General features: G+C 64.5%; 16 protein-coding genes and 3 pseudogenes. 8 read left to right on the forward strand and 11 right to left on the reverse strand.

Going from position 1 to position 23,196, the window contains the following annotated elements; genetic code table 11:
* Positions 1-66: 66 nt before the first annotated feature.
* Both OKW44_RS09130 and OKW44_RS09135 read right to left on the reverse strand, forming a co-directional pair.
* A complete protein-coding gene (locus tag OKW44_RS09130) occupies positions 67-828 on the reverse strand; it encodes an ABC transporter permease (protein ID WP_018424713.1) in 762 nt (253 codons plus the stop codon).
* Positions 825-1,751 (reverse strand): ABC transporter ATP-binding protein, encoded by a 927-nt coding sequence (locus OKW44_RS09135; RefSeq protein WP_018424712.1) that lies wholly within the window; start codon positions 1,749-1,751, stop codon positions 825-827. Before OKW44_RS09135 ends, OKW44_RS09130 begins: the two co-directional genes overlap by 4 nt.
* Positions 1,752-2,102: 351 nt before the next feature.
* Here OKW44_RS09135 and OKW44_RS09140 point away from each other — a divergent pair, with 351 nt between their 5' ends.
* Positions 2,103-2,549, forward strand: coding sequence for a hypothetical protein (locus OKW44_RS09140; RefSeq protein WP_018424710.1), 447 nt, complete (start codon positions 2,103-2,105; stop codon positions 2,547-2,549).
* A 99-nt stretch (positions 2,550-2,648) separates the two neighbouring features.
* Here the strand turns inward: OKW44_RS09140 and OKW44_RS09145 are convergent, their stop codons facing one another.
* Positions 2,649-4,343 (reverse strand): tannase/feruloyl esterase family alpha/beta hydrolase, encoded by a 1,695-nt coding sequence (locus OKW44_RS09145; protein ID WP_018424709.1) that lies wholly within the window; start codon positions 4,341-4,343, stop codon positions 2,649-2,651.
* Positions 4,340-5,455 carry an OpgC domain-containing protein gene (locus OKW44_RS09150; protein ID WP_018424708.1) on the reverse strand — a complete coding sequence of 372 codons (1,116 nt, stop codon included), beginning with the start codon at positions 5,453-5,455 and terminating at the stop codon, positions 4,340-4,342. The genes OKW44_RS09145 and OKW44_RS09150 overlap by 4 nt, the downstream gene beginning before the upstream one ends.
* Before the next feature lie 385 nt (positions 5,456-5,840).
* Here OKW44_RS09150 and OKW44_RS09155 point away from each other — a divergent pair, with 385 nt between their 5' ends.
* Complete coding sequence (locus OKW44_RS09155; protein ID WP_018424707.1) at positions 5,841-6,965, forward strand: acyltransferase family protein; 1,125 nt, start codon at positions 5,841-5,843, stop codon at positions 6,963-6,965.
* A 154-nt stretch (positions 6,966-7,119) separates the two neighbouring features.
* On the opposite strand, the gene OKW44_RS09160 is transcribed toward OKW44_RS09155, so the two are convergent.
* Complete coding sequence (locus OKW44_RS09160) at positions 7,120-9,018, reverse strand: ATP-dependent metallopeptidase FtsH/Yme1/Tma family protein (RefSeq protein ID WP_018424706.1); 1,899 nt, start codon at positions 9,016-9,018, stop codon at positions 7,120-7,122.
* 557 nt (positions 9,019-9,575) lie between these two features.
* Between OKW44_RS09160 and OKW44_RS09165 the strand changes: the two are divergent.
* Both OKW44_RS09165 and OKW44_RS09170 read left to right on the forward strand, forming a co-directional pair.
* Positions 9,576-10,423 (forward strand): annotated as a pseudogene (locus tag OKW44_RS09165) (shikimate dehydrogenase family protein).
* A gap of 128 nt (positions 10,424-10,551) precedes the next feature.
* Positions 10,552-11,175, forward strand: a complete 624-nt coding sequence (locus OKW44_RS09170; RefSeq protein WP_018424705.1) for an ABC transporter ATP-binding protein — start codon at positions 10,552-10,554, stop codon at positions 11,173-11,175.
* 49 nt (positions 11,176-11,224) lie between these two features.
* Here the strand turns inward: OKW44_RS09170 and OKW44_RS09175 are convergent, their stop codons facing one another.
* Both OKW44_RS09175 and hmuQ read right to left on the reverse strand, forming a co-directional pair.
* A complete protein-coding gene (locus tag OKW44_RS09175) occupies positions 11,225-12,232 on the reverse strand; it encodes a zinc-dependent alcohol dehydrogenase family protein (RefSeq protein WP_026226572.1) in 1,008 nt (335 codons plus the stop codon).
* A 129-nt stretch (positions 12,233-12,361) separates the two neighbouring features.
* Positions 12,362-12,676, reverse strand: a complete 315-nt coding sequence (gene hmuQ, locus OKW44_RS09180) for a heme-degrading protein HmuQ (protein ID WP_018424703.1) — start codon at positions 12,674-12,676, stop codon at positions 12,362-12,364.
* 189 nt (positions 12,677-12,865) lie between these two features.
* Here hmuQ and copM point away from each other — a divergent pair, with 189 nt between their 5' ends.
* The gene (copM, locus tag OKW44_RS09185) at positions 12,866-13,261 is read left to right on the forward strand and encodes a CopM family metallochaperone (protein WP_018424702.1); all 396 of its coding nucleotides are present in this window, start codon (positions 12,866-12,868) and stop codon (positions 13,259-13,261) included.
* Between the two features lie 13 nt (positions 13,262-13,274).
* Here the strand turns inward: copM and OKW44_RS09190 are convergent, their stop codons facing one another.
* The 4 genes from OKW44_RS09190 to prpC form a co-directional block, all read right to left on the reverse strand.
* Positions 13,275-14,516: an MFS transporter gene (locus OKW44_RS09190; RefSeq protein ID WP_018424701.1), complete on the reverse strand. Its 1,242-nt coding sequence runs from the start codon at positions 14,514-14,516 to the stop codon at positions 13,275-13,277.
* Between the two features lie 200 nt (positions 14,517-14,716).
* Positions 14,717-15,904 (reverse strand): 2-methylaconitate cis-trans isomerase PrpF, encoded by a 1,188-nt coding sequence (prpF, locus tag OKW44_RS09195; RefSeq protein WP_018424700.1) that lies wholly within the window; start codon positions 15,902-15,904, stop codon positions 14,717-14,719.
* 106 nt (positions 15,905-16,010) lie between these two features.
* Entirely contained in the window at positions 16,011-18,608 is a 2,598-nt protein-coding gene (gene acnD / locus OKW44_RS09200) for a Fe/S-dependent 2-methylisocitrate dehydratase AcnD (RefSeq protein WP_018424699.1), read from the reverse strand.
* Positions 18,609-18,720: 112 nt separating this feature from the next.
* Positions 18,721-19,890 carry a bifunctional 2-methylcitrate synthase/citrate synthase gene (prpC, locus tag OKW44_RS09205; protein ID WP_018424698.1) on the reverse strand — a complete coding sequence of 390 codons (1,170 nt, stop codon included), beginning with the start codon at positions 19,888-19,890 and terminating at the stop codon, positions 18,721-18,723.
* A gap of 237 nt (positions 19,891-20,127) precedes the next feature.
* Between prpC and prpR the strand changes: the two genes are divergently transcribed.
* The 3 genes and pseudogenes from prpR to OKW44_RS09220 form a co-directional block, all read left to right on the forward strand.
* Entirely contained in the window at positions 20,128-22,086 is a 1,959-nt protein-coding gene (gene prpR, locus OKW44_RS09210) for a propionate catabolism operon regulatory protein PrpR (protein ID WP_018424697.1), read from the forward strand.
* A 303-nt stretch (positions 22,087-22,389) separates the two neighbouring features.
* Positions 22,390-22,659, forward strand: a pseudogene (locus tag OKW44_RS09215) (isocitrate/isopropylmalate family dehydrogenase); the annotation flags it as partial.
* Positions 22,660-22,759: 100 nt separating this feature from the next.
* A pseudogene (locus OKW44_RS09220) lies at positions 22,760-23,009 on the forward strand (succinylglutamate desuccinylase); the annotation flags it as partial.
* Positions 23,010-23,196: the final 187 nt, after the last annotated feature.

Genomic DNA, 23,196 nt, shown 5'->3' on the forward strand with positions numbered 1-23,196 from the left:
CGCGTATCGATGAAGAGGGCGCGACGGCTTTTCGCTGTCGCGCCCTCTGCTAATCGCGCGGTCTTATCAGCTTTTCAATCGATAGCCGGTCCTGAAGATCCAGCCGACGATCACGAGGAACACCGCGAGGAACAGCAGTGTCATGCCGAGACTCAGGCCGACGCCGACGTCGCCCAACTCGTAGAAACTCCAGCGAAATCCGCTGACCAGATAAACGATCGGATTGAACAGCGTGACGGCGTGCCAGAACGGCGGCAGCATGTCCACCGAATAGAAGGCGCCGCCGAGAAACGTGAGCGGCGTGACGATCAGGAGCGGCACCAGTTGCAGTTTCTCGAAGCTGTCGGCCCAGATGCCGATGATGAAGCCGAGCAGACTGAACGTGACCGCCGTCAGCACGAGAAACAGCACCATCCAGAATGGATGTATGATCTGCAACGGCACGAACAGCGCGGCGGTCGCGAGAATGATAAGCCCGAGCAGGATCGACTTGGTGGCCGCCGCGCCCACATAGCTGACGACGATCTCCAGATACGATACGGGCGCCGACAGCAGCTCGTAGATCGTGCCCGTGAAACGCGGGAAGTAAATCCCGAATGACGCGTTCGCGACGCTTTGCGACAGCAGCGACAACATGATCAGGCCCGGTACGATGAACGCGCCGTAGCTGATGCCCTCCACTTCCTTGATACGCGAGCCGATCGCCGAGCCGAACACGACGAAGTACAGCGACGTGGAAATCACCGGCGCGATGATGCTTTGCATCAGCGTGCGCCACGTGCGCGCCATTTCGAACTGGTAGATCGCGCGCATTGCGTAGATGTTCATGGGTTCCCCCGCAGCAGACTGACGAAAATGTCTTCGAGCGAACTCTGCGTGGTATGCAGGTCCTTGAAGCGAATACCGGCGTCGTCGAGCGATTTCAGCAGCGCGATGATGTCGGTGCGCCCGCCCTCGCCTTCATAGGTGTAGGTCAGTTCGTTGCCGCCGTTCGCGACCGCGAGCCCGTAGCCGGCGAGCGAAGCCGGCACCGTGTCGAGGGGGCTCTCCAGTTGCAGCGTCAACTGCTTCGTGCCGAGCTTGCGCATCAGCTCGGTCTTCTCTTCGACCAGCATGATTTCGCCCGCGTTGATCACGCCGATGCGGTCGGCCATCTCCTCGGCTTCGTCGATGTAATGCGTGGTCAGGATAATCGTCACGCCGCTCGCCGCGAGCGAGCGCACGAGCTTCCACATGTCGCGCCGCAGCTCGACGTCGACGCCGGCGGTCGGTTCGTCGAGAAACAGCACGCGCGGCTCGTGCGACAGCGCCTTCGCGATCAACACGCGCCGCTTCATGCCGCCCGACAGCGTGATGATCTTGTTGTCGCGCTTCTCCCATAGCGACAGGTCGCGCAGCACTTTCTCGATGTAAGCGGGGTTCTTCGGCTTGCCGAACAGGCCGCGGCTGAACGACACGGTGGCCCAGACGGTTTCGAACGCGTCCGTGGTCAACTCCTGCGGCACGAGGCCGATCAGCGAGCGAACCGCGCGATAGTTGGAGCCGATGTCGTGGCCGTCCACCGTCACGCCGCCTTCGCTTGCGTTGACGATGCCGCAGACGATGCTGATCAGCGTGGTCTTGCCCGCGCCATTCGGCCCGAGCAGCGCGAAGATTTCTCCACGGTGGATCGCCAGATTGATGTTCTTCAGTGCCTGAAAACCGCTGGCATAGGTTTTCGACAGATTCGTGACCGAAACGATTGGCTGCATGGACTCGATGATGGCAGACACCGCTGTTGAATGACAGGAAACGGCGCGAAGGAACGCGCCGCATCCGCAATGTAATGGAAAGTGCGAAAGCGTGCAGCCGCGATTTCCCTGTGGCGCAAGACATTTCGGCCCTGATGTGTCGGGGCGCAGACCGAGGCTCGGCGCGGCGATCCGGCGCGTATGACGCGCGCCGACGGCTTTTTACGCCGAGGCGCTGCGGTGCGCGCCCGGAAAGCGGCTTGCAATCACGTTCGACAGATTCACGCCGAGGGTTTCAGCGACGTGAAAGCCCCCCAAGGCACACCCCTTGCGACGCCTGCATCACATCAACCCTTTTCGTGGAGGTAAATCATGAAACGCATGACCAGGACGATTTTTGCTTCCGCGCTCGTGATAGCGTTGTCGGGCGGCGTGTACGCGCAGGCGGGCGGCGGTGCGGGTGGCGGTGCCGGCGGTAGTGCGGGAGGCGCGGGCGGCGGTGCTGCCGGCGGCATGAGCGGCGGTGGCGGGGCCGGCAACGGCATCGGCGCCGGTGGCGGCACGACCGGCGGCGCAGCGGGTACGGCCACCCCGGGCGTTGGCCCCGGCTCGGTCCGCACGCCGGGCAACACCGGCTCCGGCTACGGTTCGCCGGGTGTGACCGGCACCGGCGGCGGCATGGGCACCGGCACCGGCGCGACCCCGAATAGCCCGGCGACCAATGGTTCGACGGGCGGCATGGGTAATAACATGAACAACGGCATGCGCAGCGGAACCGGCAACGGCATGAACAACGGCACCATGCAGAACGGGCAGTAACTGCTGTCGGGCTTCGTCGGGCGACGCGGTATCGAGTTGCCGCGTCGCCGTTTTCTTGCGCGGCTCGCCGGTCAAACAGGCGCTGCGACGACTCAGACCTCAGGGCTGCGCACAGACAAAACTACTCGCCAGATTTTCATTGCCTCTGCCGACGTAGCGCGGAAACCCGGGATAGCGGCACAGCGGCCGCGAGCGTCCATTCGTCGCCGCGGCGAGATCTGTGGCCATCAGCGTTTCGGGTGCGACGCCGCGCGTGACCCACGCGTCGAGCGCGCCGAGCAGATCGACCGATGGAATGAACACGCCGTTGCCATGCTGAAACCCCGGCACCATGTACAGCCGCATGAAGCGATCGACCTCGTCCTTGCCGAAACGCGCGACTAGCGCGTCGTGATATGCGATCGTCTGGTTCGGGCTGATCACTTCGTCGGCGAGACCCTGCAGCGTGATCAGCTTGCCGCCGTGCGCAATGTAACGCGACAAGTCGGGGTTCATCGAGCCGATCGTGCCCGACAGCGCGATCAGTTGCGCGCGATATTTGCCGGGGCGTTGCGGATCGAACGTCAACGAATCGAAGTCCGCATCGCGCGCGACGAAGTAGCGCAGATAGCCGTCGCCTTGCGCGAACAGATAGCCGTTCGCATAGAACGTCGGCACCGGTTGACGCCGCGGCTGATGCGCGAGCCCGAGCGAGCCGGTCAGTTGCGTGCCCTGGAACACGTTGTAGCCGCGATAGCCGCTCACGTCCCACGCGAGCCGATACGGCAGCGACAGCCCGTCGCGCATCGCCAGCAAGGTGGCCAGTTGCGCGTCGGTCAGACACGCATCGTCAAATGAAGGGCGCAGCGCGCAACGCAGCGAATCGACAATTTGCGCTTCGTGCGCGCGACATGCTTCGACGTCGCTGACGATGCCGTCCGCCATGCCGTCGAGCCGGTCGCATACCTCGAGCGTGCGTTGATAGACGCGTTCGAGCAGCGCCGGCGGCACGAAGCCGCCCGGCGTACCGTACTCGGCCTGGCCGAGCTTCACGCCGATCAGCCGCACGCCGGAAAAATTCAGCGCGGGCGCATTGGCGATCACGCCGTCGTAGTCGTCGGGGAAGCGCTGCATCACCGTGTAGCCTTCGCGGCCCCCCGTCGAGCCGCCGGCAAAATACATGCGCTGCGGCGGCCTGCCGTACGCGTGCGCGATCAACGCGAGCGCGACGTCATGGGTTTTCTTCAGATGCGCGTAGCCGAAGTTCGTCACCGCTTCATCGACGAGACCAAACGCCGCGAGCGACGAATCGCCGACATGCCCCGAGTCGTCACCGAACGTCGCGTAGCCTTGCGCGAGCGGCGCGCGATCCGGCGAGAACGGCATCACGCCGGTGCCGCTGACAACCACGCCGTTGTACCCGCCGCCGCCGATCTGCAACGCACGGCCATTCCACCGACGCGGCAGATTCAGATCGAAGCGGATGTCGGGTGTCGTCCGATTCAGTGCCTTGATGCGGCCCGTGATGCGGCAATACTCGCCGCCTTGCTGATTGCCCGGCGCGGTCGCGCCGATCATCGCCGCGCTTTCGATCAGCGCGCCGGCCGTCGGCATCTCGATCAATTCGGGCGACAGCACCGCGCCCGCGAACTCCGCGCAGTGCATCGCGAACGGTGTCTCTTTGGCATGCGCGGCCGTGCGATGCATCGCGAGCCACGCGAGCACGACGACGCTCATCACGGTTGCAAGTCCAACGAGCTTGCGCGTCGTGCGCATCGTGGTCGTGATGCGCCCGCGGCGCTCGCCTCGTGTCATCCGCAACCCGCGCCATTCGCCTGTGCGCCCGACTGCTGCCCTTTCCAGCCGCTCCAGCCGCGCGCGATCATCAGCAGCGCGCCGATCGCCGCGAGGTCGCCGCCGAGCCCGACCAGCACCGCGCGAAAACCGTGAAACGTGTGCGGTGTCGCCGTGTCGATGATCAACGACACCAGCGTGCCGGTGACGAAGCACACGAGTCCGGTGCGCCCCACCGTCACGACGGCGGGCAGCCGCCTCGCTAGCCACGCGACACTGCCCATCCGCACGAACTGGGCGGCGAGCCACGCGATGACGATGAAATTGATCACACGTTCCACTGAAAGATTCTGCTTGTGCGTGCCGGGCAATGGCTGCGTCAGCACGAAAAGTTTGACCATCGCGAAGCCAAGCACCGCGACCACCGCGACGCGCGTGAGCCACTGCGCGGCATAGCTCGCATGAAAACGTTCGCTGATCGGCTGCACGCGGCACAGCATACCGAGCACGAACATCAGCTGCCACGCAAACGGATTAAAAGCCCAGTCGGCGACATCGTCAATGCTAAATAACGCGGCAAGCGGCCGCGCGACGGCCCACACCGCGACGCTCGCCGCGAGCGCGAGCGATGCGGAGCGGCGCGCGAGCGGCACCATCACGGGCACGCATAGCGCGAACAGCATGTACATCGGCAGCACGCTGGACAGATACGGTTGCCGGCGCAACAGCGCGATATCGAATGCTTGACGCCATGGCTGCAACGCGAACGGCGGCCAGCCGGTCATTTCTACCATCGGCCGGTTCAGATCGAGCAGCGCGAGAATCGCGCCGGACACGAGCGTCAGCATCGCCGTCAACAGATACGCGCGATAGATCTCCCCGCAGCGTTTGACGAAGCGCAGCTGCGCCGCGTGTTCGCCGCGATGCGCAAGCACCGCCGTATACGCCGCCGCCGATGCATAGCCGCCGAGAAACACGAACACCTCGGCCGAATCGCACAACGCGTACGCGTGCAGCATCAGATGCGATAGCGTGCTGCCGGGAATGTGATCGAGCACGATGACGATCAGCACGACACCGCGAAAGAAATCGACTTCGACCGATCGTCCACGGCCACGGCTTGGGGTTTCCATTCGTCTTCTCGAAGAATGCGCGCTGGCGGCACTCAAGAACGTGAATGGCCAAGCATCAGCGTGCCGATCTGTGCGAACAACAAAGGACTCAATCGTTCAATGCATCACCTATGACGCAGGCGAAGGCGCTGACGAGCCGCCTCTAATGTTCGCTTTTCACAACGGCTATCTGAAATGGAGTCGTTGGCGACTGGTAATACTCGGCGCGTCTTTAGCGAACACGCGGAAAGTTTTGCGGCTTTTCATGCACGAAACAGGGACACCCGTCTTCATGGATGGACGCGAGCCTCGAAAATAAATCATCGAATGCGCGCTGCGATTTTTTTCGCATTTTTTCCCCGTACGATGTTTTCGTGCTTTTCCGCCGCTTTGCGAATAGAGGTTTATGAAAAACAGAATTGCCGGATTCGATGGATTGCGCGCGATCGCCGTGCTGATGGTGTTTCTGCAGCATCGACTCTTCGGCGACATCGGCGAAATCGGGCATCTCGGCGTGTGGATCTTCTTTGCGCTGAGCGGCTTTCTGATCATCGGCATCCTGTCGTCGCGGCGCGCGCGCATCGAAGAGGGCGACAGCCGTTTCCGCACCGAACTCGGACGCTTTCTGTTTCGTCGCACGGTGCGCATCTTTCCGATCTATTACCTGATGCTCGTCGTGATGTGCGTGCTGATGGCATTCGGCCTCGCGAATCCGGAACTGGCGAGCGGCATGCCGTTTCACTTCGCGTATTTGTCCAACTTCTGGATCGGCTCGGTGCTGCGCTACTGGCCGGGCCGCTATTCGCACTTGTGGAGCCTCGCGATCGAGGAGCAGTTCTATCTCGTCGTGGCGCCGCTTTTGCTGCTGCTCGCGACGCGGCGACATCGAGCGGCATGTTGGGCGATCGTGGCGCTAGGCCTTGCCGCGCTGTTCGCGATGCGCGCCGCGCATTGGGATGAGATCACGATCTATACGCACCCGTTGAGCAATGTATGGTTGCTCGCGTTGGGCGGCATCGGTGGTCTGGTGATCGAGGACGATCGCGGCCACGTACGTGCCTGGCTCGGTCATGGCCTGACGCTGTTCGCGCTGAGTCTGGTCGTGATCGGTTTGTGCGCGGCCGAGCCGAAGTGGAACATGCTCGACGATCCCTTGCTGTTTACCGCGATCAGCGCAACGTACGGGATCGGTATCGCGGCGCTGGTGGCTTCGATCGCGTGTTGCCGCAATGCTGCCGTGATGGGTCTGCTACAGACGCGTTGGCTCGCCGGTCTTGGGCGTATCAGTTACGGCTTCTATCTGTATCACAACCTGATCCCCGATCTGACGCGTAACCGTCACGCCGAGGCGTTGTTCGGCGGCAGCGTGCCGATGTGGGCACATATGCTTGGCATCGTCGCGTCGTTTGCGATTTCGCTTGGCATTGCGGTGCTGTCGTGGCGGTTGATCGAGGCACCGATTTTGCGAGTGAAGACGCGTGGCGAATCGGTATTGAAAGCGGCGGAGAACGTCGCTTCCGACGTAGCCTGAAAGATCGAACCAGGTCGCCGATCTATCCGGCTACGCGCCTCACGCTATCATTCGGCGTCACCTCCCGGCCGCCCCTCATCTGACGCACTCCACGGGACCGAACCGGCCGAACGACCCGGATCGTCGGACTTCGCGTAGCGCATCATCAGGCCCGTCAAGCCGCCGCGGGCTCGTGCACGATCTTCAGCGTGCTCTTGTGCTCGGCGATGAGCCGATAAACGGTGTCCCCGGGTACGGTCTCGTGCTCGAGCAACTGGTCCGAAATGTCGCGCAGTACCGGCTCGTACGCGTGCAGTAGCCCGTAGCAAAGTTCGTTGAGCTCCTTGAGCAGCACGTTCGCATGCTCGATTGCGCTCTTCATTTGCAGGCCCGCGTACTGCGACGGCAGCGCCGCGAGACTGAACAGATCGCCGTCGCTGTTGAAGCCGAACTTCGACACCATGTCGAGGCTGATACGCGAGGCCTCCTGCAAGTCCGACGCGGCGCCGCTCGATGCTTCAGAGAACATCAGAATCTCCGCGTTGCGTCCGCCGAGCAGCACCTGGATTTCGTTGCGGATTTCCGTTTCGCGGTACAGGTGCTTGTCCTGCGCCTTCGTGATCAGCGCGACGCCAAGCGCGCCGCCACGCGGCAGGATGGTCACTTCCTCGAGCACGCCGGTGTCAAGCAGCGCGGCGACCAGACCGTGCCCCGCCTCATGCACCGCGATGCGCTTGCGCTCGTCGTCGGTGAGCGCGCGCTCGGCGCCGCTCACGTCGCCGATGCGCGCGATCTTGATCGCTTCCATGAAATGCTTCGCGGCGATTTCGTTATCGCCCGCCTTGCGCGCGATCAGCCCCGCCTGATTCACGACCATCGCGACGGTGGCCGGCGACAGTCCAGTCGTCAAACGCGCGAGCTGGTCGTAGTCGATATCCGCCGCTTTCGACTTCAGCCGCTGCGCGTAGAAACGGAAAATCTTGGCACGGTCTTCGCGATCCGGCAGACGCACCTGCACCGTGCGATCGAAACGGCCGGGACGGCGCAATGCTTCGTCGAGATTGTCGGGATGGTTGGTCGCGGCCACGACGATCACGCCCTCGTTCGACTCGAAGCCGTCCATCTCCGCGAGCAGCTGGTTGATGATCCGGTTGCTTTCGGCTTCGACCGGACCACCGCCGGTATCGGTTCGTTTCGCGAGACCGTCCGCTTCGTCGATGAAGATGACCGTCGGCGCGTTCTTGCGCGCGAGTTCGAACAGGTGCCGCACCTTCTGGATACCGACACCGTAGTACTTCGCACTGAAATAGCTGCCCGTGATCGAAATGAAGTTCGCGCCGCATTCGCCGGCCAGCGCCTGAGCGAGCCGCGTCTTGCCGACGCCGGGCGCGCCGACCATCAGGATGCCGCAAGGCGCGCGCACGCCCAGCGACGAGAACTGCTTCGGATCGGACAGGTAACCGCGAATGTCGGCGAGCGCGGCCTTCGCTTCGTTCGCGCCGATCACGTCGTCGAAACGCAGCGTCGGTGTTTCGCTGAGCAGCTTCGCGCCGCCCTTCATCTCGCGTCGCATGAACCACGCCATGCCGCCGATCAGGGCGAGCGGCAGCAGCACGCTCAGCGCGTCGCGGAACTGTTCGAACAGTTGGGTCCAGCGTGCGCCGTCGCTGTGGATGTCGACGTCGGGCAGCCATACGAGCTGATACGCGGCGGCGTCGGAGCGCTCGCCCAGCAGCAGAGCGTGCGAGAAGGTTGCGTTGTGATCGGTGACGAAGTACTTCGAGCCGTCATGCAGCGATACCAGAATCGCGTTGGGACTCACCCCGATCGCCGCGACGTTGGTGTCGTGAATGTCGCGCAGCATCGTCGACGCATCCTTCTCCGCATGCGTCCACGCGGATGCATCGTGACGCATCTGGCTCGCGATACCGGTCAGCGCCGGCGCCTGCAGCTCGGCGCGATGCTGGACATACCAGACGCCCCAACCTACCAACACCGCGATCAGCACCGCCACCGCCGCCACCGCAATTTTGCGTGCGCGCTTTTTACCAAGCGAATTGTTTCCCGGCTTCATGAGTCATTTCCAAAATGCGGACTTGAACAAGCCCTTACTTAATCAAGCTGTCTGTCAAAATTACCTGTCGAAATCGGAGGCGGAGTCTGCGGAAAATCGGCTGGGGCGAAGCGCCACACGGCGAGGCTCAAAAGACAATTCGGAAGGACTGTGCGTCCCGGTGAACCGCGTTAGCCGAAGGCAGTATGCCAGCGGTACGCGTCTGTCAAATCCGCGGAAAAGGCCTTTTTGTACCCGTCGATCCAGCCATCGACACGCCAGAAGGGGACGCGGCAAGCGCGCGCAAGGCGTCGCCGCCTTGGCTCCGCGCACAGTTTATCAGCGTAAAAAGCGGCGCGTGTTTTTAAATGTCTATATCTAACCGCACCCCAATTAAAATCAGTCACAATTACTGACAAAAACGCAATTTAGACGAACCTAAATGATCCGAAAATAGGCCACGATTAAGTCAGGATTTCGGAATCGGCTGGCGATACCGGCGGATGAGCGACGGTTCTCTGCGGACCCGTTCGCGGCATCGACGGTTCTTTCCTACGCTGCACTCAGGAGGTTCGACTATGCAGCAGGCTGAAACCCCTTCGTTCGCGGCGTCGCTCGACGCGGGTCTGAGCGGCGCGACGCGCGTGTATTTCATCGTCGGCGATCCGATTGCGCAGGTGCGCTCGCCGTGCGGCGTGACCGCCGCGTTGCGTCGGCCGGCCGCGATGCGCTGGTGGTGCCCGCGCACGTCTCGCCCGCCGATCTGCCGGCTTTTTTCGCGGGCATCGCGCCGATGCGCAACGTCGACGGCGTGATCATCACAGTGCCGCACAAATTCAGCGCGGCGAGCTATTGCGCGACGCTCGCCGAAGAAGCCGCGTTCCTTGGCGCGGTCAACACGCTGCGCCGCAACGCCGATGGCGGCTGGCATGGCGGCATGTTCGACGGCACCGGCTTCGTCGCGGCGCTCGTCGCGGCGGGCTGCGAACTACAGGGCAAGCGCGCGCTGCTGGTCGGCGCGGGCGGCGCGGGCTCGGCGATCGGCCATGCGCTGATTCAGCGCGGCGTCGGCTCGCTCGACGTGCGCGACAACGAAGTCGAACGCACCGGCTCGCTGACCGCACGGCTCAATGCGCTCGGCCGAGGCACGGCGCGCGGTGCGGCGGCCGACCTCGACCCGAGTACGTATGACGTGGTCGTCAACGCGTCGCCGCTCGGCATGCGCGCGGGCGATTCGTTGCCGATCGACGTCGCGCGCTTGCCGGCCACGACTTTTGTCGGCGATGTCGTAACGAAACCGCCACTTACGCCGCTGATCGAAGCCGCACGCGCGCGCGGTTGCCCGACCGTGACGGGCACGCAGATGTTCGAATGCGTGTGTGATCGGATGGTGGAGTTCTTTCTGAACACGCCGACGTCTGCGTAACGGCGCGAAGAAACCAGGCGCGCGCTGCTACACTGGCGCGAAATTGCCGTGCCGGAGATCCCACACGGCATGCACGAGGCGTGGCGCGAACCTGCGCCGCGTTCACATCGCCCTCTGCGCGCCAACCCATGCTTCGATTCGACAACCTCAGCAAGCGCTATAGCGACCGCGTCCTGTTCGAAGGACTGCACTTCGACGCGACGTCCGGCTGCGTCGCGTTGAACGATGAGTCCGGCGGCGGCAAATCGACGTTGCTCGCCATCCTCGCCGGCGCGCTCGAACCCGACAGCGGCGACGTATGGCTCGGCGGTCATTCGCTGCGCGCCGCGCCGCATGCCGCGCAAGCGCTGCTCACGTATGTGCCGGAAGACAGCATGAGCTGGCCCGATCAGACCGGCCGCGATTATCTGCGGCAGGTTGCGGCGGCGCGGCACGCCGCGCTGACCGACGACGTGCTCGCGCTCGCCGAACGCTTCGGCCTCGCGCCGCATCTGGACAAACGTTTCGAGCAGATGTCGTATGGCAGCCGCAAAAAGGTGTTTCTGACGGCGGCCGCGCTCGGCGAAACCCGCGTGCTGATCGCCGACGAACCGGCCGGCGGACTCGACGCGTCGGCGCGCGCGGTGCTCGCCGAGCTGTTCAGAACGCTCGGCACGACGCGCACGGTGTTTTTCACGAGTTACGACGAAGCGTTCACGCAAGCCTGCGAGGCGACGAGTGTCTGTTTCGCGGACCTCGCGAGGGGCATTTGAGCTAGAGCGATCCTGCGGGTCATGCGGGCCGGGCGCGAGCGTTGAATCCTCAGATCGCCACACAAATCTTGCCGAAGTGCGCACCCGATGCCTCGTGCCGGAACGCGTCGGCGAGCTTGTCCAGCGCGAACGTGCTGTCGATCACCGGCTTGATGCCAGTGGTCTCGAGCGCGCGCACCATATCGATCTGATCCTGCCGGCTGCCGACGATCAGCCCTTGCAGACGCTGTTGCCGCGCCATCAGATGCGCGGTCGGCACCTGGCCCGCGCGGCCGGTCAGCACGCCGATCAGCGCGATGTGCCCGCCGATGCGGCATGCGGTGATCGACTGCGGCAGCGTGCCGGGACCACCCACCTCGACCACGTGATCGACGCCGCGCCCGTTGGTGATGTGACGCACTTCTTTGCCCCACTCGGGATTGTCGCGATAGTTGATCGTATGGTCGGCACCCAGTTCGCGCAGCTTCGCGAGCTTCGCATTCGACGACGACGTCGCGATCACCGACGCCCCCATCGCCTTCGCCATCTGCAAGCCGAAGATCGACACGCCGCCAGTGCCGAGCACGAGCACGCTGCTGCCTGCCTTCAACTGACCATCGACGACCAGCGCGCGCCACGCAGTCAGCCCCGCCGTGGTCAGCGTCGCCGCTTCGGCGTGGCTGTAGCCGGCCGGTGCATGCGTGAAGTAGTGGCTCGGCAGCACGACGACTTCGCGCGCGTAGCCGTCGACGCCGTCGCCGGGGGTGGTCGAAAAATCGCCGATCGCGGGCGAACCGTTTTCCCAGTGTGGGAAGAAGCAAGACACGACGTGATCGCCTGCCTTGAATTCGCGCACGCCTGCGCCGACCGCTTCGACGACGCCCGCGCCATCGGCCATCGGGATGCGGCCCGCTTCGGCCGGCAGATTGCCGCAGACGACGCCGTAGTCGTGGTAGTTCAACGAACTAGCGCGAATGCGCACGCGAATCTGCCCGGCCTCGGGCTGACCGGGATCGGCGAGATCGACGACTTGCAGGCTATCGACTGTGGCGGGCGAACCGATTCTGACGGCTTTCATGTTTTCGATCCTTGGTGAGTGGTGCGCTGCCGTGAGCAGCTCGATGTCAACGCGCGATGCGCGTCGGATGTGCATGCGCCATGCCCGCGCGAATGCGAACAGGCATGCAGGCGCCGCGCGAGCACCGCGCTATTTGACGGTCTGGATGACTTCGAAGCCTTCGAATTCCGGGTGGCCGAGATACAGCACGCGGTTTTCGTTACCGGCACTGCGATGCGCGGCACGAAACGCGTCGGACTTCGTCCATGCCTCGAACGATCCATGGTCGCGCCAGATCGTATGGCTCGAATAGAGGACGTGATCGTCCTTGCGCGGTCCCTTCAGCAAATGAAATTCCACGAACCCCGGCACCTCTTTCAGATGGGTGTCGCGCGTGGTCCACAGATGTTCGAAGGCGTCCTCGGAGCCAGGCGCCACCTTGAAGCGGTTCATCGCGATGTACATGCTGTCAGCCTCGTTGAGTGAGTGATGCTGCCCATGATGCTGGATTGGTCATCCGGTCGCGTTTCATTATAGGCGTGCATTGCTTTGCCTTCGCTTGACCTTACCACGGTGGGAAGCGACACGCTGTCCGACGTGACCGTTAGAATCGCGCGGATCACGTCGCCATCTCTTCAACAACGGAAAATCAATATGAAAAACGTTCGCGCGTTGCGCGCTCTCTGTGTGTTCGGCGGATTGGCATTCGCGGCGGCGGCACTGCCCGCTCACGCGCAACATCAGGGCATGCCCGGCATGGACATGCCGGATTCGGCGCATACCGACGCGGGCGCATCGACGCAAGCCTTCAAGGCCGCCGACGAGCGCATGATGCATGACATGAGCGCCCCCGAATACACCGGCGACGCCGACCGGGACTTCGTTGCGCACATGATCCCGCATCACCAGGGCGCGATCGAGATGGCGCAGGCGGAGTTGAAATACGGCAAGGACCCGGAGATCAAGCGGCTCGCGCGCAACATCATCAAGGCGCAGCATGACGAGATCGCGTTCATGCGGCGCTGGCAGGAAAAGCATGGCGGCAAGTAACGCAGCGCAAGCATCACCAGCGTGGCTGCTTGCGCAACAGCGGCGTCATCGCGATCAGACCGATGATCGGCCCTGGCAGCAGCAGCCACGCGACGCGCACGTCGAGCGCGTGAAATACGCTAGTCGACCACAGGATCGAGCATGCGGACAGGAAAAAGCCGAAGCTGTTCTGCAGCGTCAGCGCGCCGCCGATCTTGTCGGCGGGACAGGCCTTCACGGACAGCGCCGAAAACTGCGGCGAATCGGCGATCACGCTGATGCCCCACACGAGTAGTAACCCGAGCTGCGCGGCGGTGCCGAGCCCGGTGGTCAGCGGATAAATCGCGCACAGCGTGCCCGATGTCGTCAGCGCAAGCGCGGCGGTGCGCGCGCTGCCGACCGACTGGCTGAGCCTGCCGCCGAACAGGCAGCCGAGCGCGCCGATCGCGATGATCAGGAACGACCACAACGCGACGGTGCCCGGCGTCGCCTGCTCCCCGCTCGCGAACGCGCGCTGCACGAGCAGCGGTGTCAGCGTCCAGAACGCGTACAACTCCCACATGTGACCGAAATAGCCGAGCGCGGCCGAGCGAAACTCGCTGATGCGCACGACCTGCCCGACGCCCGCCGACAATCCGAAGCGTCGGTTGCCCGAGCGCCGCGCGTGCGGCCCTTCGCCGAGCACGAACACCAGCAGCGCGCCGATCACCGCGAGTCCCGACGAAGTGAGCACCACGGTTTGCCACGGCACGCTCGACAGCAACGCACGAATCGCATGCACCGAGGCCGTGCCGAGCGTCAGCATCGCAACGAGCAACGCGAGCGTCTGCGCGGCGCGGCGCGGGTCCCACGTAACGAGCAGCTTCATGCCGAGCGGGTAGATGCCCGCGAGCGCGACGCCAACGCCGAAGCGGAACACGAGCGCCGACGCGAGCCCGCTGCTGCACAGCGCGAACAGCGCATTCAAGGTCGCGCCGAGCACGCCGCAGACGGCGAACACCTTGCTCGCCGACACGCGATCCGCGAGTCCGGTAGTCGCCGACAGCAAGGTCCCGACGATAAAGCCAGCCTGCACCGCATTCGTCAGCCAGCCGATGTCAGACGCGCTCAGTTGCCAGGCGATCTGCAGATCGCGCATCGCGCCGTTCGCGCTGAACCACAACGATGTACCGAGCAATTGCGCAATCGCGATCACGAGCACCGCGCGTCTCGCGCGCGCGATGTCGTGCGCCGCGTCGCCGGAATTCGTTGCGTCGGCGTCCAGCCTTTTCTGCATCGTGGCTCCTCTGCGTCGGGACTAAGTCGGCCGCCGGGCGTGGTTATGGCAGCGGCCGTTTCGAGCGGCCATTGTAGACGACGCGTCGGTTCGCATCGGCCGCGTTGCGCAATGCGTCGACCGGTGCGATCGCGATCAGTGCTGCGGCCTGCTGCGCCTAGCCTTCCGTGCCGCTGACGTTGACCGACATCAGCGCCGCCTCAGCCCTGTTGCGGTACCCTGACCCACCCCTCCATCAACACGCGCGCGCTGCGGCTCATGATCGCCTTCGTGACGACCCACTCGCCGTCCTGCAGACTCGCCTGCGCGCCGACGCGCAACGTGCCCGACGGATGCCCGAAGCGCACCGACTCACGCTCGCCGCCGCCCGCCGCCCGATTGACGAGCGTGCCCGCGATCGCCGCCGCGGTGCCGATCGCGACCGCCGCCGTGCCCATCATCGCGTGATGCAGCTTGCCCATCGACATCGCGCGCACCAACAGGTCGACGTCGCTCGCGCGCACCGGCTTGCCGCTCGACGCCACGTAATCGACCGGCTTCGCGACGAATGCGACCTTCGGCGTGTGCTGCCGCGTCGCGATCTCGTCCAGATGTTTGATTAGCCCCATGCGCAGCGCGCCATGCGCGCGAATCGTCTCGAACATCGCGAGCGCCTTCGCGTCGCTATTGATCGCGTCCTGCAACTCGGTGCCCTTGTAGCCGATCGCCTCGGCGTTGACGAAGATCGTCGGGATGCCCGCGTTGATCATCGTCGCCTTCAACGTGCCGACGCCCGGCACTTCCAGATCGTCGACGAGGTTGCCGGTCGGGAACATCGCGCCGCCCGCGCCATCTTCGTCGGCGGCCGGGTCCATGAATTCGAGCGGCACCTCGGCGGCCGGAAAGGTCACGCCGTCGAGCTCGAAGTCGCCGGTTTCCTGCACCGCGCCATCGCTCATCGGCACGTGCGCGACGATCGTCTTGCCGATATTGGCCTGCCAGATACGCACGATCGCGACGCCGTCACGCGGCACGCGGCCCGCATCGACAAGGCCCGCGCTGATCGCGAACGGTCCCACCGCGGCCGACAGGTTGCCGCAATTGCCGCTCCAGTCGACGAACGCCTTGTCGATCGACACCTGCCCGAACAGATAGTCGATGTCGTGATCGGGCCGGCTGCTGCGCGAAACGATCACGGTCTTGCTGGTGCTCGACGTAGCGCCGCCCATGCCGTCGATCTGCTTGCCGTACGGATCGGGACTGCCGATCACGCGCATCAGCAGCGCGTCGCGCGCGGCGCCCGGTCGCTGCGCGGCCTCGGGCAGATCCTGCAGACGGAAAAACACGCCCTTGCTGGTGCCGCCGCGCATATAGGTGGCCGGAATCTTGATCTGGGGAAGGTGGGCCATGAAGGTGTCCTGAGGTGACATGTTCTTTGATGAAGGGCGATGCGGCTCGTCAAGCCGCATCGCCCTGGTCTGTTGCGACGTTCACTGCAAAACGCGCGTCTACCCGTCAAGCCGCCGCTCTGGTCGACTCGAGAAAGTCCTGCGCGAAACGCTGCAGCACGCCACCGGCTTCGTAGATCGACCCCTCTTCGGCCGTATCGAGCCGGCACGTCACCAGCACTTCGACGCGCTCGCCGTTGCGGCGATGAATCACCAGCGTCAGATCGGCGCGCGGCTTGCGCTCGCCGATCACATCGAACGTTTCGGTGCCGTCGATGCCGAGCGTCAGGCGATTCACGCCGGGCTTGAATTCGAGCGGCAACACGCCCATGCCGACGAGGTTCGTGCGGTGAATCCGCTCGAAGCCTTCCGCGACGATCGCTTCGGTGCCGGCCAGCCGCACGCCCTTCGCGGCCCAGTCGCGCGACGAACCCTGGCCATAGTCGGCGCCCGCGATCACGATCAGCGGCTGCTTGCGCTCCATATACGTTTCGATCGCTTCCCACATGCGCGTGACCTTGCCCTCGGGCTCGATACGCGCGAGCGAACCGGCCTTCACCTGGCCGTTCTCGACCACCATCTCGTTCTTCAGCGTCGGGTTCGCGAAGGTCGCGCGCTGCGCGGTCAAGTGATCGCCGCGGTGCGTCGCGTACGAATTGAAGTCCTCTTCGGGCAGGCCCATTTTCGTCAGGTATTCGCCGGCCGCGCTGTCGGGCAGAATCGCGTTCGACGGCGACAGGTGGTCCGTCGTGATGTTGTCGCCGAGCACGGCCAACGCGCGCATACCCTTCAGCGTTCGCTCGCCGGCGAGCGCGCCTTCCCAGTACGGCGGACGGCGAATATAGGTGCTTTCTTCGCGCCAGTCGTACAGCGGGTCGGCCTTCGCGCCGGTGTCGGCGGAGACCGCGAACATCGGTTCATACACTTTGCGGAATTGCTCGGGCTTCACGCTCGCGGCGACGATCGCATCGATCTCCGCATCCGACGGCCACAGATCTTTCAGCGTGACCGCATGACCGTCCGCATCGATGCCGAGCACGTCCTTCTCGATGTCGAAGCGGATCGTGCCCGCGATCGCATAGGCGACGACCAGCGGCGGCGACGCGAGAAAAGCCTGCTTCGCGTACGGATGGATGCGGCCGTCGAAGTTGCGGTTGCCCGACAGCACGGCGGTCGCATACAGATCGCGCTCGATCACCTCCTTCTGGATCACCGGGTCCAACGCACCGGACATGCCGTTGCACGACGTGCACGCATACGCGACCACGCCGAAGCCGAGCTGTTCGAGTTCAGGCAAGAGCCCTGCCTCTTCCAGATACAGCGTGACCGCCTTCGAGCCGGGTGCGAGCGAGCTCTTGACCCACGGCTTGCGAACGAGTCCGCGCCGATTCGCGTTGCGTGCGACCAGGCCCGCCGCGATCATGTTGCGCGGATTGTTCGTGTTGGTGCAGCTCGTGATCGCGGCGATGATCACCGCGCCGTCCGGCATCAGACCGGGCTCGTTCTCGACCTTGCCGCTGACGCCGCGCGCGGCCAGCTCCGACACCGGCAAGCGGCGGTGCGGATTCGACGGCCCCGCGAGCGTGCGCACCACGCTCGACAGATCGAACTTGAGCACGCGCTCGTATTCGGCGTGCTTCAGCGTATCGGCCCACAAGCCGGTTTGCTTCGCATACGTTTCCACGAGTTTGACGAGCTCGTCGTCGCGGCCGGTCAGCTTCAGATAGCGGATCGTCTGCTCGTCGATGTAGAACATCGCGGCGGTCGCGCCGAACTCGGGCGCCATGTTCGCGATCGTCGCGCGATCGCCCAGCGTCAAATTCGCCGCGCCTTCGCCGTAAAACTCGAGGTACGCGCCGACCACCTTCTCTTTGCGCAAAAACTCGGTCAACGACAGAACCACGTCGGTTGCGGTAATGCCCTCGCCCGGCTTGCCGCTCAGCTCCACGCCGACGATATCTGGCAGCCGCATGTACGACGCGCGGCCGAGCATCACGCTCTCCGCTTCGAGGCCGCCGACGCCGATCGCGATCACGCCGAGCGCATCGACCATCGGCGTATGCGAGTCGGTGCCGACCAACGTGTCAGGAAACGCGACACCGTCCTTCACCTGCACGACCGGGCTCATGCGCTCGAGGTTGATCTGATGCAGGATGCCGTTGCCCGGCGGAATCACGTCGACGTTGCGGAACGCGCGCTTGGTCCAGTTGATGAAATGGAAGCGGTCTTCGTTGCGGCGATCTTCGATCGCGCGATTCTTCGCGAACGCGTCCGGATCGAAACCGCCGCACTCAACGGCCAGCGAGTGATCGACGACCAGTTGCGTCGGCACCACCGGATTCACGAGCGCCGGATCGCCGCCTTGCGCGGCGATCGCATCGCGCAGACCCGCCAGATCGACGAGCGCGGTCTGGCCGAGAATGTCGTGGCACACGACGCGCGCCGGGAACCACGGAAAATCGAGCTCGCGCTTGCGCTCGATGATCTGTTTCAGCGAAGCGGTCAGCGTCACCGGATCGCAGCGGCGCACCAGGTTTTCGGCGAGCACGCGCGACGTGTACGGCAGCTTGTCGTAGGCGCCGGATTTGATTGCGTCGACCGCGGCACGCGTATCGAAGAAGTTGAGCTTGGTGCCCGGAAGGCGTTTGCGGTTGGCAGTATTCATGGCGTAGGGACAGGACGGTTATCGGCCGCCGGACAGGATGCCGGCGGCGTCCGGCGGCGCTTCTCGCGCGCGGCCGGTTGGACAGTGCAGGCAGTTTAGCTCGCTGCTCGCGTCAAACGCGCTTCGCCAGCGGCACGAACGGCAGATCGTCCGGACCGGTGTAATTCGCGCTCGGACGGATGATCTTGTTGTCGACGCGCTGCTCGATGATGTGCGCGCTCCATCCTGCCGTACGCGAGATCACGAACAGCGGCGTGAACATCGCGGTCGGCACGCCCATCATGTGATACGACACCGCGCTGAACCAGTCGAGGTTCGGGAACATCTTCTTTGCGTCCCACATCACCGATTCGAGCCGTTCGGCGATCGAGAACAGCTTGGTGTTGCCCGCTTCCTTCGACAGCCTCTTCGCGACTTCCTTGATGATCTTGTTGCGTGGGTCCGAGATCGTGTACACCGGATGGCCAAAGCCGATCACGACTTCCTTGTTCTCGACGCGGCGGCGGATGTCGGCTTCGGCTTCGTCAGGCGTCTGGTAACGCGACTGGATTTCGAACGCGGCTTCATTGGCGCCGCCGTGTTTCGGGCCGCGCAGCGCGCCGATCGCGCCGGTGACCGCCGAGTACATGTCCGAGCCCGTACCCGCGATCACGCGGCCGGTGAACGTCGACGCGTTGAACTCGTGCTCCGCGTACAGGTTCAGCGACACGTGCATCGCATCGACCCACGCCTTCGACGGCTCGACGCCGTGCAGCAGATGCAGGAAATGACCGCCGATCGAATCGTCGTCGGTTTCGACCTCGATGCGCTTGCCGTTGTGCGAGTAGTGATACCAGTACAGCAGCATCGAGCCGAGCGAGGCCATCAGCTTGTCGGCGATATCGCGCGCGCCGGGCAGGTTGTGATCGTCTTTCTCCGGCAGCACGGTGCCGAGCACCGACACGCCGGTGCGCATCACGTCCATCGGATGCGCGGCGGCCGGAATCCATTCGAGTGCGGCTTTCACGTTGGCGGGCAGGCCGCGCATCGACTTCAGCTTCGTCTTGTACGCGGTCAGCTCGGCCTGGGTCGGCAGCTTGCCGTGGACCAGCAGATAAGCGATTTCCTCGAATTCGCACGCCTCGGCGATGTCGAGAATGTCATAGCCGCGATAGTGCAGATCGTTGCCGGTCTTGCCCACCGTGCACAGCGCGGTGTTGCCCGCGGTGACACCCGACAGGGCGACGGATTTTTTTGGTTTGAAAGCGCCTGCGTTCGGCGCGCTGTTGTCTGCTTCGCTCATCGATTGTCTCCAGAAAGGGTTGGAATTTGGCCATTGCTTCGACTGGGTTGCCTTGTACGCAAAGAACGGGCCAGCTCGCTCGTAGCCGGCTAAGTGCCTGATTTGGCGGCGGTCTGGCGAAACGATGACGCAGCCCCGCCCGACGCGCGATTTCACTAATGAAACTGCGCATTTCAAATCGGCAATGAATGCTCGCATAATGGAGATCCCGAACCGTCCCGTCGCGAGCCACCCGCCTTGAGCACGCCTCTTTATGAACCGCCGCAACGCCCGCGCGTCTGGGCGCTCAGCATTAGCCGCCTGCGCGATCTGTTCTTCGACATCGCCGGCGAATACGTGGAACACGCGGATGTTCGCATCGTGTCGCACGCGTTCGAAGACGCAGTGCGCGAAATCGAGGGCGCGGGCGCCGCGCGGCCCGACGTCGTGCTCGCAGGCGGCTCGAACGGCGCGTATCTGAAAACGCGCGTGTCGGTGCCGGTCGTGCGGATCAGCCCGACCGGCTACGACGTCATGCATGCACTCGCCCGCGCGCGTCGGGAGGGCGCGCGCATCGCGCTGGTCACGCATGGCGACACGCCCGACGAAGTGCGCCGTTTCACCGCCGCGTACGCGCTCGATGTTACGTTCGCGTCGTATCAGTCGGCGCAGGACGCGGAAAGCGTCGTGCTCGATCTCAGCGATCGTGGCATCGACGTCGTGGTCGGCCCAGGCATGGTCACCGACCTCGCTGCGAACGCCGGCATGGGCGCGGTGTTTCTGTACTCGCGCGCGTCGGTGCGGGCCGGTTTCGACACCGCGCTCGAAGTCGCGCAGGCGATGCGCCGCGAAACCGTGCGACGTCAGCGGCTCGACACGCTGCTGCAGCACCTGCGCGACGGCGTGGTCGCGCTCGATGCGCAAGGCCGCGTCGAACTGATGAACCAGCGGCTCGCGAGCGTGCTCGGTATGGATGCGGCAAAGGCCGTCGGCCGCGCGCTGCTCGAACTCGCGCCCGACCTCGCGGGCAGTCTGCCGGACGCGGAGGGCGACAGCTTCTGCACGGTGCGCGGCGCCAGCTATGTCGTGCATCGCGGCCCGCTCGCAAGCAGCGGCGCGGCGCCGGGCACCGTACTGACGTTTCAGGAATCGCGCGCGGTCGAACGGCTCGATCGGACGCTGCGCGCGCGTCAACGCGTGCAGCAGTTCACCGCGCGCTACCGGCTCGACGATATCGTCGGCGCGTCGGAATCGATCAAACGGGTGCGCGCGCTCGTCGCGCGTTATGCGAGGTCGGACGCGACCGTGCTGGTTCTCGGCGAAAGCGGCACCGGCAAGGAGATGGTCGCGCAGAGCATGCATCAACTGAGCGCGCGACGCGACTTCGCGTTCGTCGCGATCAATTGCGGCGCGTTTCCGGAGGCGCTGCTCGAAAGCGAGCTGTTCGGCTACGAGGAAGGCGCGTTCACCGGCGCGCGCAAGGGCGGCAAGGCGGGGCTGATCGAGGTCGCGCATCGCGGCACGCTGTTTCTCGACGAGATCGGCGAGATGCCGTTGCCGTTGCAAAGCCGCCTGTTGCGCGTGTTGCAGGAGCGCGAGGTGGTGCGGCTCGGGTCGACGGAGCCGATGCGCGTCGATATCCGCATCGTCGCGGCGACGCATCGCGCGCTGACCGACGCCGTCGCAGCCGGCAGTTTCCGTACCGATCTGTACTACCGGCTCAACATCCTCAGCATCGCGCTACCGCCGCTGCGCGAGCGGCCGAACGACCTGCTGCCGCTCGCCGCCGAACTGTTGCGCCAGGCGGCCGCGCGCGAGCCGAGGCTGGCGGCGCGCGTGCCCGACGCGCAGACCGCCGCTCGCATGCTGGAGGGTTTGGGGCCGGCGTTGCGGCGCCATGCGTGGCCGGGCAATGTGCGCGAGTTGCAGAACGTGATCGAGCGGATCGTGGTTGAACTCGCCGATGGCGATGCGGACACCGATGCGAGTGCGGCGCTCGTCACGCGCGACATGCTGCGCGCGATCGCGCCGGAAGTCGTCGAGCCCGTCGCGCGCGCGAAGCCGGCGGCGCTGACGCTGCGCGAGCGCAGCCGTCATGTCGAAGCCGATGAAATCCGCGCGGTGCTCGCGGTTCACGACGGTGATCGCGATGCAGCTTGCGCCGCGTTGGGCATCAGCAAGACGACGCTGTGGCGCAAGTTGAATGCGGGGCGGTAGAGATGGTGACAATTTCACTGCCCGCACGATCACGCCGTCCCAACCGAATACGACGCGATGCGCATCGTTGAAACCGCCGTGCGGACGACAGCGCTCGCCTGCGAATTCGATCTGCCCGGTAGATATGCTCAGCACCTTGCCGAGCAGTCGTTTTGCCTCAGGTATTCCGCCCGAAACATCGCTGTATCCGACCACCTCGGTGACGGTCCATTTTCCGATGAATGATGACGGGTGGCCGTCAGCCCGGCCGCGAAGCCAGTGCTCGCAGTCAGGCAAATTACTAGCGCCGGGTACAGTGGTTTGAGCCGCAAGTTTGCGTCGCTGTTCGAGCCGGTGCACGGCTCGGCACCCGATATCGCCGGCAAGCACATCGCGAATCCGATCGCGATGTACTTGCCGGCAGCGATGATGCTCGACTTCCTCGGTCATTCGAGCGGCAAGGAGCGCGAAGCGCACGACGCGATCCTGAAGGCGATCGAGGCGACGCTGATCGAGGGTCCGCACACCGGCGACCTCGGCGGCAAGGCAAGCACGAGCGAAGTCGGCGAGGCGATCGCGGCAAAAGTCGCCTGATATGAACGACGCGCCAGGCCCATCAAAGCGCGCCCACCCGCTGCAAGTCGAAACCCCATTTGAATACGTCTACGCCGGGCACCGTCCGCCCGAGCAGAATATCGTGCGCGTGACACAGCCGGTCGTCGCGACCAGCATGGACTTTCAGCTTCGCCGCGGCGTACACCGGCCTCGAGGTTTTCGCCGAGGCGGGTGCCGTGATCGGCTGATCGAACGGCGAAGAGATGCGCACCCCCTACGACAACTGCATGCTCGTGATGCCGTCGCTGCGGCAGTTACGCCCCGGTGTGACGGTGGTCCGGCTGGGGCGAATCGAGCGGACGGTGGCCAATCCAGGGGTGACGGCCTGACGGGCTGATGTCTCGACGCCGCTCGCCGGTTGTTTTGGCGCGTTGAGCCTGGCGTGCCTCGTCCTTTCTCCGGCCCTATTGCAGCGCGCCGCTCCCATACATCGGCGGGCACGTCCGCCACTGCGAAGCTCGGGTATTCCCCCGTTGACCGCATCGATTTCATTCCTTACAGTGGCGCGCGTTCGCA

The sequence above is a fragment of the Paraburkholderia lebeckiae genome (assembly GCF_050436325.1).
In the GTDB taxonomy this organism is placed as follows: Bacteria; Pseudomonadota; Gammaproteobacteria; order Burkholderiales; family Burkholderiaceae; genus Paraburkholderia; species Paraburkholderia tuberum.